At 55.8% G+C, this 14,122-nt stretch carries 10 protein-coding genes and 1 pseudogene; 4 read left to right on the plus strand and 7 right to left on the minus strand.

Annotated features, from left to right (window positions below; all coding sequences use genetic code 11):
- Positions 1–243 precede the first annotated feature (243 nt).
- The 5 genes from E1H13_RS19955 to E1H13_RS19970 form a co-directional block, all read right to left on the minus strand.
- Positions 244–3,474: a PAS domain S-box protein gene (locus tag E1H13_RS19955; protein ID WP_169615929.1), complete on the minus strand. Its 3,231-nt coding sequence runs from the start codon at positions 3,472–3,474 to the stop codon at positions 244–246.
- Positions 3,475–3,619: 145 nt separating this feature from the next.
- Positions 3,620–5,977, minus strand: a complete 2,358-nt coding sequence (locus E1H13_RS19960) for a response regulator (protein WP_169615931.1) — start codon at positions 5,975–5,977, stop codon at positions 3,620–3,622.
- Positions 5,974–6,906, minus strand: coding sequence for an ABC transporter ATP-binding protein (locus tag E1H13_RS19965; protein ID WP_347404195.1), 933 nt, complete (start codon positions 6,904–6,906; stop codon positions 5,974–5,976). Before E1H13_RS19965 ends, E1H13_RS19960 begins: the two co-directional genes overlap by 4 nt.
- The gene (locus tag E1H13_RS27415) at positions 6,792–7,487 is read right to left on the minus strand and encodes an ABC transporter transmembrane domain-containing protein (protein WP_240966747.1); all 696 of its coding nucleotides are present in this window, start codon (positions 7,485–7,487) and stop codon (positions 6,792–6,794) included. Before E1H13_RS27415 ends, E1H13_RS19965 begins: the two co-directional genes overlap by 115 nt.
- A gap of 368 nt (positions 7,488–7,855) precedes the next feature.
- Complete coding sequence (locus E1H13_RS19970) at positions 7,856–8,521, minus strand: SH3 domain-containing protein (RefSeq protein WP_169615935.1); 666 nt, start codon at positions 8,519–8,521, stop codon at positions 7,856–7,858.
- Positions 8,522–8,817: 296 nt separating this feature from the next.
- Here E1H13_RS19970 and E1H13_RS19975 point away from each other — a divergent pair, with 296 nt between their 5' ends.
- The 4 genes from E1H13_RS19975 (at position 8,818) to E1H13_RS19990 (ending at position 13,173) form a co-directional block, all read left to right on the plus strand.
- On the plus strand, positions 8,818–10,212 hold the full coding sequence (locus E1H13_RS19975) for a Rieske 2Fe-2S domain-containing protein (RefSeq protein WP_169615937.1): 1,395 nt from the start codon (positions 8,818–8,820) through the stop codon (positions 10,210–10,212).
- 229 nt (positions 10,213–10,441) lie between these two features.
- Positions 10,442–11,542, plus strand: a complete 1,101-nt coding sequence (locus tag E1H13_RS19980) for a hypothetical protein (RefSeq protein ID WP_169615939.1) — start codon at positions 10,442–10,444, stop codon at positions 11,540–11,542.
- A complete protein-coding gene (locus tag E1H13_RS19985) occupies positions 11,542–12,393 on the plus strand; it encodes a mechanosensitive ion channel family protein (protein WP_169615941.1) in 852 nt (283 codons plus the stop codon). Before E1H13_RS19980 ends, E1H13_RS19985 begins: the two co-directional genes overlap by 1 nt.
- 156 nt (positions 12,394–12,549) lie before the next feature.
- The gene (locus E1H13_RS19990; protein WP_169615943.1) at positions 12,550–13,173 is read left to right on the plus strand and encodes a class I SAM-dependent methyltransferase; all 624 of its coding nucleotides are present in this window, start codon (positions 12,550–12,552) and stop codon (positions 13,171–13,173) included.
- 392 nt (positions 13,174–13,565) lie between these two features.
- Here E1H13_RS19990 and E1H13_RS20000 read toward each other — a convergent pair.
- Together E1H13_RS20000 and E1H13_RS20005 are read right to left on the minus strand one after the other, a co-directional pair.
- A pseudogene (locus E1H13_RS20000) lies at positions 13,566–13,697 on the minus strand (GTP-binding protein); the annotation flags it as partial.
- 136 nt (positions 13,698–13,833) lie between these two features.
- Entirely contained in the window at positions 13,834–13,977 is a 144-nt protein-coding gene (locus tag E1H13_RS20005; protein WP_169615948.1) for a chlorophyll a/b-binding protein, read from the minus strand.
- Positions 13,978–14,122 lie beyond the last annotated feature (145 nt).

Here is a 14,122-nt window from a genome sequence, read left to right on the forward strand (position 1 = left end):
CCGCAGAGCTTTTCTTTACAAGTATCTATTGATACACGACAATTAACCCCTTAACGTCCCGCCTTGTGGAGTGCTCCTGAGTGAGTGAGGAAGGGAGGAAGAGAGAAAGGGAGTTATCCGTATGCTGAAACTTTCTCTCTCACTCTCTTCTCTTCCAATAGTCCGGACACTTTTTCTGACAAACGCTGAAACCCTTGATGTCTCGTTGGCTAGACTCCATGGAAGAGGGCTGAAACACGCATTCTACCGTTGCCGCTCAAAAACTGTCCGGAGTGTTGTTCCAGGTAGCGTAAAGTAAAACGTGCTGCCCTGGCCGGGGGTGCTTTCCACCCAGATTTCTCCGCCATGTTGCTGCACGATAGTTTTACAAATGGTCAGGCCCAGTCCGGTACCGCCTTTCTTGCGGGTGTCGGAAGCATCGACCTGCTGGAACCGTTCGAAGATGGCTGCCAGCTTGTCGGGGGGAATGCCCCGGCCTGGGTCGGCGACGGAGAAGAGGATGGAGGGGGTGGATGGGTGGATGGGTTTCGGGTCCCAGGTTTCGGGGTTCTCCTGATCCCCAGCACCTGATACCTGGTACCCAGCACCTGACACCCTATCGCTTTCCACTTCACCGCCTTGCTCTTTCGCTGTCAGGCTAACAACGCTGCCAGATGGAGAAAACTTAATGGCGTTGCTGAGCAGGTTGGTTAGGGTTTGGACAATGGCTCCAAAGTTGGCTTCGACGGTGATTTCAGGTGCGTGGGTTTCGATGGTAATGCCCTGTTCACTGGCCAGGGTTTGCACGGATTCTACTGCCTGGTGCAGCATTTCGGGGACGGAGCAGGTTTCTTTTACCAGTTCGATGGTGCCGGATTCCAGGCGTTCCAGGTCGAGGATGTCGTTAATCAACTGAATCAGCCGGTCGCTGTTTTTCAGGGCCAGTTGCAGGATGTGGTGAAATTTGTTGGGCTGTTGGTCGAACTTGCCGGTGAGAAGCAACCCCAAGGAGCCGCGAATGCCGGTCAGGGGGGTGCGCAGTTCGTGGCTGACCACGGAGATAAATTCGTCCTTAATGCGGTCGGCAGAATGGCGATCGCTGATGTCCTGAATTTGGGAGACAAAATAGAGGGGAACGCTGTTGCGATCGCAAATCAAAGAAGCGTTGAGAATGGCCCAAATCACATGGCCCTGTTTGTGGATGTAGCGCTCTTCCATCTGGATGGAATGGCTCTGTTTAGAGAGCAGCTGATTGGTCTTTTCCCAGTCGGAGTTGTGGCCTTCGGGGTGGGTGATTTGTTGAAAGTTTGACTGCAGCAGTTCAGCTTCACAATAGCCGGTGATATCGCAAAGGGCCCGGTTCACTTCGATAAAATTGCCATCCAGGGACACCAGGGCCATACCGATGGCGGCGTCTTCAAAGGCCAGACGGAAGCGTTCTTCGCTCTGGCGCAGGGCTTCTTCCATGGCTTTGCGATCGCTAATGTCCCGAATAATGATTAATACTTCGTCCGCTTCAAACGGAATGACCCGTGCTTCTTCGTATTGGAGAACGCCATTCACTGTAATCTGGTACTCGTAGGTCTGTTCTTGCCCCGTCGTGAGTGCCTTGTCGATATACCAGAGCCGCTGCTCGACCAGATGCAGAGGTAAAACATCCCGTTGATTAACGCCCGGTTTGAGTAGTTCGGGCTTGTGCACCTTCACCTTGTCGGTAATGTAGACAGACAAATAGGTACCGTCTCGTCGCAATCGCAGTAGGAAGTCGGGAAGGGCCTGTATCAGAGCCCGGTTGATGGCCTCACTTTCCCGCAGAGCTGCTTCCGCCTGCTGGCGGTCGGTGCAGTCGTTGAAGACCCCCAGGGCAAAGGTTTGGCCTTCAATTTCAATCAGTTCTACGGACAGCATCCCGACTTTAAGCTCATCGGATTTTGTTTTGAGAACAAGTTCGTAGTCTTGAAGGCGGCGACGGGACTTAAGTACTTCCACAATTTCGGCAACCTGCTCAGGCTGGGGTAACAGCCCCAGTTCCAGAGGGGTTTGGCCGATTACCTCTGCCCGGGTGTAGCCGGTCAGGGCCAAAAACTCGTCGTTGATTTCGATGTAAGACCCGGTTTCAAAACTGGTGATGCTGATCACGTCGGGGCTGACCTGAAACACCTTGGCGAATTTATCTTCTGACTCATACAGGGCAATTTTGGATCGCTCCAGGGAACGGTGGAGCTGCTTAGCGGTCTGGTTAAAGGAGGTGGTCAGGGTTTGCAGTTCGGCAATGGGAACCGTTTCGGGCAGGGGCTGCTGCCACTTTCCATCCGCCAGGGCCAGGCTGGCCTGGTTCAGGCGCGAAATGGGATCTGTAATGCGACGGGCCGTCCAGGCTCCGAGCAGCGATGTGATGATGAAGGTGAGCAGGGAAAGCAGGACGGTGCGGGTATTGTTGGCGTAAATTTCCGCCATGAAATCGATTTCTGGCACCGCTACCACCACCAGCCAGTCGAGGCCAAACTCATCCTGGTAGGGCACCACCTGGACAAAATTTTTGTCGCCGCCGGTCTTGAGCTGAAAATCGTAGGGCATTTGAATGAGTTGGAGGCTATCCCATAGGGTCAGCAGGTCTCGGCCGATGTAACGGGTTAACGCATTGGCGCTATGGATAGCCTGAATTTGGTTGGCCACCTGACTATCTTCCTGAATCACGAAGGGCTTTTCGTCGGTGGAAGTAGCAATTAAATGGCCGGAGCGGTCAATAATGAAGGCTTCCCCCGAGGGGGAAAAGTCGAGTTCACGCAAAAAGAGGTTGATTTCTGCCAGCAAAATAGCCGAGGTAAATACCCCCTGCTGTTCCCCATCCCGGTAGACCGGAGCGGAAAAATTCATGGTGGCAATGGGCAGGCCACTAAACGGATAAAGCGGCGTCCAGGTAGGGCCTTCGGCTTCAACCGCTAACTGATACCAGGGCCGTTGGCGAGGATCGTAGCCGGGGGTTTCGTTCAGTAACCGCAGGCGATTGCCCTGGGAATCAATTTCGTAAAACCGACGTACCCCTGGGGTGGTTTCATCGGCCAGGATTAAGGCCCCGGGAGCGGCCAGCGCGCCGGTATTATCCCGGCCAACGCCGGTCGTGCCTCCCTGGGCACTGCCCCAACCGATGGAAATTAAATCCTCGAAGGACTGGAGCTGATTAAAACTCAGTTTTTCGATTTGGGAAATATCGTCAGGATCCAGAAGGCCCTGTTCCATTTCCAGCTGGTTTAGACGCACCACATCCTGGGGGGCTCTCAGGTAGGCATCCAGGCGGTTGCTGATGCGGCTACTGGTCTGGTTCATCAGCTGATCCACCAGGTTGGCCACCGACTGCTGACCACTACGGTAAGACAAATAACCCACCAGACCCACCGCCCCCAGGGTTTGCAGCACGAAGGGAACGACCAGCACCCAGCGCAGGGGAATTTGAGTCAGGTATGGGCTCAGGAACTTGGGTAGGGCAGGGGCCATAGAAGCAGTGATGTTGGCGACTTCAATTTCGGGTCATGGGGCTGGGTTCAGAATGCCCCTGGGCTGCAGCATTGACCCATATCGGCGGCGGTGAATAGGTGGGTGGATGGGTGGATGGGTGGTACGTTCATTGCGCATGTCTCCCTTAGTGGTAGGGTCTGAGGCAGTAGGTATTGCCGTCTTTGGCCTTGGCGGCATAAAGCTCCTGATCGGCAATATCCAGCAGGGTTGCAAAAGATTTTTGCGGACTCGGCAGGGTGCCGGAAATGCCCATGCTGAGGGTAACATAGCCATGGGCAGACCCCTCATGGGGCAGCTGCAGGTGGGTGATGGCCTGGTGAATGCGCTCGGCTACCTTAAGCGCCCCGGTCAGGTCTGTGCCAGGCATAGTGATGACAAACTCTTCCCCACCGTAGCGGGCAACCTGGTCGGCCTGGGGGCGAATACAGTCAGACAGCAGCCGGGCAATATGCCGCAGACACTGGTCTCCAGTTGAATGGCCGTAGTGGTCGTTATAAGGCTTAAAACGGTCGATGTCACAGAAAATTACCGAAATGTACTCCTGAATGTGTTCTGCCCGTTGCCAGGCCTGCTGCAAAAAGGCCTCAAAGGTGTAGCGGTTGGCCACCTGGGTGAGGGCATCAATGCTGGCCTGCTGTTGCCACTGCTGGGTCTGCTGCCGCTGTACCTGGTCAAGCTGGCGGCGCAGGCGCACCCGCTCTACCCGACTAAGGGTGCGGGTCACTAACTCTGGCCCCAGGATGGGCTTTTGGATCAGGTCGTCGGCGCCAGCGGCAAATACTTGCTGCATAATCTGCGGATCGGTATGGGCGGTAATCACCAGAATGGGTAGGTCGCTGTAATGACAATCCTGCCGTACCACCTGGCACAGGTCAATGCCGCTGAAACCGGGCATTTCAATATCTAACAGCAGCAGATCGGGATTAATGCGGGTGAGGCTATCCCAGAATTGCTGGGGGTCAGATACGGGAGTGACCTGGAGCCCCCAGGGTTCCAGCAGGTGGATCAGTCTTTCCAGGGCCATTTCGTCGTCATCTACCGCCATCACCCGGTTACAGAGCGGAGGGTCTGAAGCGAAACATTGAGTCAGGATTCGAGAGAGTTCGGGCAGCTCGACGGATTTAACTATGTAGCGATCACACCCCACCCGACTGGCCAGGACTCGATCCGCCAGATCATCCCGCTCTGCAAGCACCAGCACCTGGGCGTCGGGGTACTGCTGCCGCAGGGTCTGCCAGTGCTCCAATCCCTCGGGATCTCTGATCAGGTCGAGGTTGAGCAGAATGTACTGGGGCGGAGTGAAGGCGGTCTTCTCGGGCAGGGCGTTCCAGCTGGGGACGGGGTGCAGTTCCAGGGAGTGGGCGGATTGGGTGGCCTGGAGTTCCTGGAGGATGGTGGGATCGGGGTCGAGGAGGAGGATGGAGGGTGGGGTGGGTGAGGTGGGTGGGGCGGGGGTGAGGGTTTGGTGGAGGGTGGTGAGGTAGTGGTAGAGTTGGGTGAGGGTTTGGGAGGTGAGGGGCGCGTTCTGGGCCAGGAGGTGTTCCATCTCGCGGGCCAGGGTGGCTTCCTGCTTGTAGCCGAAGGTGCCCAGGGCTCCCAACAGACGGTGGGCCTGGGTTTTGGCCTGGTGGCAGGGATCGGGATGATCAGGGTTAGCGTGAACTGCCTGGATGGCCTGATCTAGGTCCGTCAGCCGCTGCTGCAGGGAGGATTGAAAGCGGGCGGCGAGTTGTGCCTTACCCCGGAGCCACTGTTCCCGTTTTTGCGGATCCTGGGTAAGGGCGGGTTCAGGCTCGGGCTCGGGATCGGGCTTTAGCCGATAGCCCATGCCATGAATGGTTTCCAACCAGTCTTCGGTCATGCCCCCGACCTTGAGCCGCTGCCGCAGGTCTTTGACCAGGTTGGTTACCGCTTTATCTGAGGGCGGGGTGTCAATGGTCCACAGGCGGTCGATGATGGCATCGCGACTAAAGAACCGCTGGGGATTACGCAGAAACAGCTCTAGCAGGGCATATTCCTTGGGTGACAGGGAAAGTGTTTGGTCGCCATAGGAAACTTTCGCGGATCGGGGGTCGAGGCACAGTTTTCCCCAGGTCAAGACTGGCGAGGGCGTCCCCCCCCCTCTTCCCCGCCGAGTCAGAGCTCGGATGCGGGCGAGTAGCTGGTCTTCATCCCAGGGTTTGGCAAGGTAGTCATCGGCCCCGGCATCCAGACCGCGCACGATTTCTGCGCTGGTGTCATGGGCCGTGAGCATCAGGATAGGGACGGTGCAGCCCTGAGATCGCAACCTCTGACACACCTCCATGCCATCCATCCGGGGCAGTTCTACATCTAGCAAAATCAGGTCATGGCTCTCCAGTTCCACCATATCGAGCCCGGTCTGACCATTTTCGGCATAATCGACCACGTGACGATGGGCTTTCATCGTCATAGTGATGGCTTCTCCTACCAATGGATCGTCGTCGATTAATAGGATTTTCATGGCAGAACATTCCCTGTCACTACTGCTAACTTACCCTTGAACTGGCTCATATACAGCTCGTGGTACAGCCCTTGCTGCTGCATCAGGCTATCGTGGGTACCGCGCTCGACGATTTCGCCGGATTTTAGCACCAGATTCTGGTCGGAGTCGCGGATGGTGCTGAGGCGGTGGGCGATGACAAAGCTGGTGCGGCCTGCCATCAGGCGGGTGAGGGCCTCCTGAATGTGCTGCTCGGTGCGGGTGTCGACGTTGCTGGTGGCTTCATCGAGAATCACCAGGCGGGGGTTTTGCACCATCATCCGGGCGATGGTGAGGAGCTGGCCCTGGCCCTGGCTGAGGTTGCTGCCCCGTTTCGCCAGCAGGGTATCGTAGCCGTTGGGCAGGCGCTCAATGAACTCGTGGGTGTTGGCCTGTTTTGCCGCTTCGATGCAGACTTTTTCGGTGGCATCCAGGCGGGCGTAGCGCAGGTTGTTCATCACCGTGTCGGAGAACAGGAACGGCTCTTGCAGCACAATGCCGATTTGCTGGCGCAGGCTGTCTTTTCGTACATCGTAAAGGCTGTAGCCATCAATCAAAATATCGCCACTGTCGATATCGTAGTAGCGGGTAATCAGGTTGATCAGGGTGCTTTTGCCCGCTCCGGTGGGGCCGCAGAGGCCAATTTTTTGACCCGGTAGGGCCTCAAAGCTGTTGTGTTTGAGGACGGGACGGTTAGGCACGTAGGCGAAGTTCACATCCTTAAACATCAAATGGCCCTGAATGGGCGGCAGGGCAAAGGCGGTAGAGCTATCTTGAATGGCGGGTTGCTCGTCCATCACCTTAAACACTCGTTCGGCGGAGGATAGGGCCGCCAGGAGTTGATCCAGGGAGTTGGAAATACTGGTAATGGGCAGGGCCAGCTGACGGGTGTACTGCAAAAAGATGGCCACGGTTCCCATTTGCCCTGCTGAATCTCAAACAGGTGGCTCATTTGGTTGATGAACACCCCCAGGGCAATCAGCATCAGCACCAGGGTAATCCACAAAATCCACACCAGGCTGGGGGTGCTGCGGTAGACCAGGACGATCGCCCCCAGCACCATCACCGGAGTCTGCACCAGGGAGGTCACCACCTGCAATACCGCCTCTTTAACGGCATTCACGTCGCTGATCATCATCCCCAGCAGGTTGCTGGTGGGAAAGCGATCGAAATTGCCGAAGGAAAAGGTCTGAATCTTTTTATATAGATAGAGCCGCACCACATGGGCCGTATGTTCTGAAAAGCCCACGGCATACCAGGCATTGGCCATGGTAAAGACGGCACTGACGACGGCGAACACCACCATCCACAACACCGTGCGAAAGACAGCGGTGCGATCGCCCGCAATCAGCCCCTGATCCACCAGATACTGCGACAGCATCGGGATGAACAGGGTGAATAGCGCAGCCACCCCCAGCAAGATCTGGGAAATGAAGAAGTGATGCTCGTAGCCGCGATAGATGGCGAGGAATCTTCGGAGGTTGGGGAGCATTTTGGGTGGATGGGTGGATGGGTGATGGGGTGAGGTAGTGGGTGGGTGAGGTAGGGGGGTAGGTGAGGTAGGTGGATGGGGCGAGGCTCCGCCAACGCGAAGCAATGCACCATCTGAGAGATCTCCGAGAGTTGGGATTTTGCTGCAGCTATCCCCTCTTGGGAGAAGTAGGGGTGGGATGATCAAGGCATTTAGCTTTTTATCGGTGGTGAGTGGGATATCTGCGGTTGTAGACTTGACCCGCCCCGCCCTCCGGGCACCCTCCGAGGAGGGGATTGAACTCCGATGTTTGTTATCGAGCCCTATACCGAACCGACGCTACAGCAGGCAACGCACCATTCCGGAGACTTGCTTAACCCACCTGCGGCTCAACCAGGCGGTGTCGCGTCGTAGGCATTGCCGTTGTAGCCAGCCTCAAATCCGGCTTCAAAGCCTTGACGGTAGATCTCGTTGTAGCCGGGGTTCGGATTTTGTGGCCCTCCCCCGTAGGCCGCATCGGGGTTATAGCCGGAGCCGTATTGCTGGAAGTTTTCTCCATCTTTGTATCCCAGCTCGTAGCCATCCCTATAGGCTTGCTCGTCGCTGGGGGCTGCTGCCAGGGGAGTATCGGTAGACAGGTTGCTCTCGCCGCTGACGTTGATGTATTGGCTGAAAGCCCAGCCGGTATCCTGGGGAAATTGATTCGAGGTGGCTTTGACCTGATACCAGAGGCTATCTCCCCTGGTGGTTTCCCCGAGAATTTGCAGCTCAGTCCCTCTGGGAGCTTCGTAAAGGACGGCAGAGGTGGTGTCAGCAGATTGGCGCACATTTAAGCCATCGGCAGCGACGATGCCCAGGCGGCCTGACTGGGCTTGGCTGGAGCTATTTTTACCAGGTGCGGTGGGCACTGCTGCCGTGGAGGTCTGTTCGGGGGAATCGGTGGGAAAATCCTCGGAGATGGCTTCAGGAGAAGCCGTCTCCGCCGATTGATTGCCCCCACAGGCCGCGATCATCAGGCTGAGTAGCAGTAGAGAAAATAGGGTTTTCCTAGTCATAGAATGCCTTGAATTTTTCGGAGGCCTACTGCAATAGCTGTAGTTAGCCTCAAACCATACGGTTCAAAGTTTACTCAGTAAGGGTAAGGAAATGGCATGAAGCGAACAGGAGGTAAAGCCTATGACTTGACTGCCAATGATATTTTAGGCAAGAACCTCCGAAGCATCTGCAGACCTGCAGAGGTTGAACGCTACTGTGAGTCAGAGGAATACACCTTTGCCAGGGACATTATTACGGCAGTTTGCAATAATTTGTAACACAATGTAAAAGTGTCGCCAATTCTACAGGGATCACTATGACGGTTACCCAAGCCATGACTGCCTCAGCCCAGGAGCGTAATCCCCTACCTACCGGTGGGCCTGACCCCGAGCGCTTTGATGTGGCCGAAGCTTGGTATCCCGTTGCCTATGTGGAAGACCTGGAGCAGGCTCGTCCTACCCGCTTCACCCTGCTGGAACGGGACCTGGTGATTTGGTGGGATCCTCAGGGTAACGCCTGGCGGGTATTTGAAGACAAATGCCCCCATCGCCTGGCACCGCTGTCAGAAGGGCGAGTGAATGAAGCTGGTTTACTGGAATGCCCGTACCATGGCTGGGCCTTCTCGGGGGAAGGCACTTGCGAGCATATTCCGCAACAGCCTGTGGAAACCCAGACGCACCTGTCCTCAAGGGCCTGTGCTAAATCTCTGCCCGCCGCCGTGGCCCAGGGGCTTTTATTTGTCTATCCTGGCACCGCTAAAAATGCTCCCCAGGTAGAGATCCCGATCATTGACCCGGTAGAGGATGAACCCGACGGTTGGGTGATGCTCAATACCTTTCGTGACTTACCCTACGACGCCCTTACCCTACTAGAAAACGTGCTGGATGCCAGCCACATTCCCTACACCCACCATGAAACCGTCGGCAAGCGAGACAATGCAGCCCCCATGGAAATGGAGGTGCTGGAGTCTGGCAAACAAGGCTTTCGGGGTATCTGGCCGGAAGGTCCCCGCAAGGGCAAGCTGGGCACCCAGCGCACCACCTTCATCGCCCCAGGGTTGATGTACCACGACCTGACGTCTAAGCAGTTTGGCCGCACCCTGACCGTGGTCTACGCCACCCCCATCCGCAAAGGGGAATGTCGCCTGTTTGCCCGCTTTCCGTTTAAGTTTTCATCGAAGCTGCCGGGCCTGTTGATTGGGTTAACCCCCCGCTGGTGGAGCCACATCGGCAACAACAAGGTGCTAGAAGACGACCAAATTTTTCTGCATATTCAAGAACGGGAACTGGAAAAAGCCGGTCAGGCCTACGCCCAGGCCTGCTATTTGCCCACCCAGGCCGATCGCTATGTGTTGGCCTTTCGCAACTGGATCAGAGATTTCAAAGCCGATCCGTTTCCAGGGCAGTCCCTGGCCCCCCAGTGGTCCCAGGAGGACCTGTTAGATCGATATCACTCTCACACGCAGCACTGTGGCAGTTGTCGAGTCGCTCTAGCGCGAATTCAACGGATCCGTCAAGGGCTACTGGTGGCCTGTGCGGTGTCATGGTCCTTAGTGCCAGTTGCGATCGCTTTGGCGGACGGGTTCCCCCAAATTTTGGCTGGAGGGTTAACCGGTCTACCCTTGATCGCTGGTGCCCTATGGCTATGGTTGGGCCATCTAGAGCAAAAATTTTATCGGGGCCAACCGGTGCCACCCCGCAACCAACCGTAACCGGAGTCAAGGCTGAGGGAACGTTTGCGCTAGAAGTACTGCTTATAGTTTTGCCGACATCTGGCCCATTTCGACAGAAATAGCGTTACTCTGCTGGTGACAAACATTTAACCTGGGCCGCATGGGAGGATTACAGTTTAGGTCTCTAGTCAACTGGTTTCGGTCATGGGTGACCGAAGCTTAAAATGAGCAGACTGAAGATAAAGCCCAGTTATGTCAACTGCCGCCGTTGTGGTGGGTCAGCTTACGCCGTCGCTTAGCGGATTGGGCTGTCCCCGACCCTTATGTCACCACAGTTGAGAAGCAACTCAGTGAGGCCATCGATAATTGGCAAACTGATCCAGAGGCGAGCAATAATTTAGTCCTTTTCAGTAGCCCTGTGGACGATACCGATGCCTTGCTTGAACGGGTGATCCAATCGGCAATACCAGAGGGGATAGAAGTGCGCCAGCCCCTTTCCTGGCACCAGCGCCCTGAGGATGTACAGAGCATTGCCGAGCAGTTTCGGCAGGCGTTGGCCGATGTGCAAGCCGAGGCCAAAGACATTGACACCGAAGTTGACGACCCCGATACCTTAGCTCAGCGGCGGGTGATGATTGTAATGCCTCCTCTAGAGCAGTGCTTTTTACGTTGTATCGGTGGGTGGCAGGGGGTCGAATGGTTACGGGATACGGTGGGCCAACAGCCCCAGTACTTTTGGTTGATTCGCTGCAATACCTGGGCCTGGGGATTTTTAAACCGTGTGTGTCAGGTGGGGGCTTACTTTAACTGTCAGGTTCGGTTGCCTGAGCTAGATAAGGCTCAGCTGGCCAGTTGGCTGATCCCATTTGCCCAACGCTTGCAAACTGAGACAGACAATCAGGCGGAGACGAAGGATGAGGATGGGGACGGTGAGCGGGACTTTGAAGACTGGTCTTGGGGTACCCTGGCAGACTTATCTATGGGCAGTGCAGCCGTGGCAAAAGCGTTGTGGTTGCAGTCGTTACGCCTGCGAGAAATAGACTGGCCCGAGACCATTGTGGCCCTAGAGGATCATTGGCCGGTACCGGTGCCCCTGCAGCAATTGGCGCCAACATTACCGGGGCTACCAGACCTGGAGGCAGAGGACAATTATGTGATTCACGCGCTGATGTTGCATGGACCGATGTCGCGATCGCACCTGGCCCTTAGTCTTGGTCAAGGGGAAAGTGTGGTACAAGTGCGGGTGCAAATGCTGCGCCAGGCTGGCGTGATTCAGGTCAATCACCAGGGCTTATCCATTGCTCCGGCCCACTACCCTAAACTGTGCGCCCAGCTCAGCAATAATAACTTTCTCACAGGAGAAGACTGATGCTAGCCATCCCTTGGGGGCTAACCCTAGCCCAAATCGAAGAAGCCGAAGAAGCGTCAGAACTGATAGGCAATATCACTGTGCTGACAGTGATTAACGCTATTCTCAGCCTGTTTCTGGCCTACGGGCTAATGACTGCTGTGCAAGCTCTGGCGAACTGGCTGTCAGAGCGGGTACCGCGACGGTTTCGGCTAATCATTAAACAGTCCATACCTTTTTGGAAGGGAATAATTTTGCTGGTGCTGATTGCCCATATCGGCAACCTGTTTTTAGATATCTCAGAGCAAAATCTGCTGGCCTTGACGGGTACCATTGCCGTTGCCCTGGGGTTTGCCTTCAAAGATTATGTCAGTTCCATTATTGCTGGGGCGGTGGCCCTGTTTGAAGCACCTTATCGGGTGGGCGATCGCGTCACCATAGCCGACCATTACGGCGAAGTCGTCAGCTATGGGCTTCGAGGTATTCAACTCCATACCTTTGACGATGATCTGATCACCATACCCCACAACAAAACTTGGTCAGAGGCCATTGTCAACGCCAACAGCGGCAGCCTAGAAGCCCAGGTGGTGACTGACTTTTATGTGGATCATACCGCCGACCCCCAGATAATCACCGATATCCTTTATCAAGCCGCCTATAGTAGTCGCTTTGCCCAACTCAAGCTGCCGATCATCGTAGTGATGGCCGAAAAACCCTGGGGCAGCCACTTTAAGCTGCGCGCCTATCCCATGGATATTCGTAATGAACCCGCCTTTCGCAGTGATATTCTGCGGCGGGCCAAGGCGGCCCTGGCAGAGATGGGGGTCACCTACCCAAAAGTGCCAGCTGTCGTCAGCGACGATGATGACTAGTACCCCCTGGCAGACATGCGACCACCTTTACGGAGGGTGTCAGGTTCTAGGTGTCAGGTGCGAACCGTAAACCGCAAACCCGAAACCTGAACCCCGTCCCCAAACTCCCCTATCCCCCAAAAGCCACCACAATAGAGAGCACCGTATTTTTGATCTATGGCAACCTTTCTGCGCCCCCTCAGCTATCGTTACCAGTGGCTTTATGACAGTATTGCCCGCACCGCTGCCCTGACTGTAGGCGGTGAAAAGCGGTTTCGCACCCTGGCCCTGAACGATCTCACCATCACCCCTGACACTCGCATCCTGGATCTGTGCTGTGGCAGTGGCCAAACCACCCGATTTCTGACCGACTACTCTTCCCAAGTCACTGGGCTAGATGCCTCACCCATCTCCATTCAGCGGGCCAAACACAATGTGCCCACCGCCACATTCGTCGAAGGCTGGGCCGAGGACATGCCCCTAGAGGACGCCAGCTTTGACCTGGTCCACACCAGCGCCGCCATGCATGAAATGGAACCCGATCAGCGGCGAGACATTTTTCAGGAGGTGTGGCGGGTGCTTGTCCCCGGCGGCATCTTTGCCATGATCGACTTTCACCAGCCCCAGAACCCGATTTACTGGCCGGGCTTAGCCACCTTTCTCTGGCTATTTGAAACCCATACCGCCTGGGAGTTGCTACAAACCGATGTGGCGGCTGAACTCCGAGCCATCGGCTTTGACTGCCCGGACCCCAAGCTCTATGCCGGGGGTAGCCTGCAGGTGATTCAGGCGAAGAAATAATGTGGGGGAGATGGGGGAGTGGGGGAGTGGGGGAGTGGGGGAGTGGGTAATGAGGGTTAGGCTTCCACTTGACACTTGACACCTGACACCTGACACCTGACACCCGACACATGGCACCCCACCTTACAAGCAACGGGAGCGACTCCCGGTGAGGCAGTTGCTGAGTTGCTGGTGCAGCTGGAGTGGGTTAAGCTGGCGACCGATGAAGACCAGCTGGTTTTGGGGTGAGCCAGTCCAGGGTTCGGGGCTGAGGTTAAAACGCTTGCCACTGAGCTGAAAGATGTGGCGCAGGTCTTCGCCTTCAAACCAGAGAATGCCCTAAACAACGCTGGGGTTAAGGCCAGAGTCAGCCCCACGTCCAACAGGGCAGAAAGGGGCAGTTGGTCGGCCTGTTAGCTCAGCGAGCAGCGCAGCACCCGCGCCTGCTCCTTAAAGCCTTGGATGTAGGCCTCTAGCCAAGTCAACTTGACCTCGGAGGTAAGGTCGGCTTTGTTGAGCAAAATGATATCGCCGTAGGTGAGCTGGCTGGCAGCGGCGGCACTATAGCCCTAGACTACTGCCCCTGCCTCCATCAGCTTGGTCAACAACTAAGCACAAACAAAGCCGGGATGCACAGTGACTGCACATCCCGGCCCAAAAACCTTAGCTGGACTCAAAGACTTACATCAGGCCGATTTGAGACAAAATGCCTTGACCGGTCAAAAGTTCAGTGGCAACACCAATCACAAAACCCAGCATAGCCAAACGACCATTCCAGGTTTCGGCAAAATTAACAAATCCAAACTTGCTTTCACTGCTTTCCATAATCGCCAATCTCCGAATGTGTAAGAGCTTTAATCGTTCAAGCTTATGTTGCAAATCTTAACACATAGATTCCGACTTGACCAGGGCTCCTGGAGCTGTGCCGACATGATCGCGATCGCCCCATAGCGGTTTGTGACAAATCATC

Source organism: Nodosilinea sp. P-1105, assembly GCF_012911975.1.
Taxonomy (GTDB): domain Bacteria; phylum Cyanobacteriota; class Cyanobacteriia; order Phormidesmidales; family Phormidesmidaceae; genus Nodosilinea.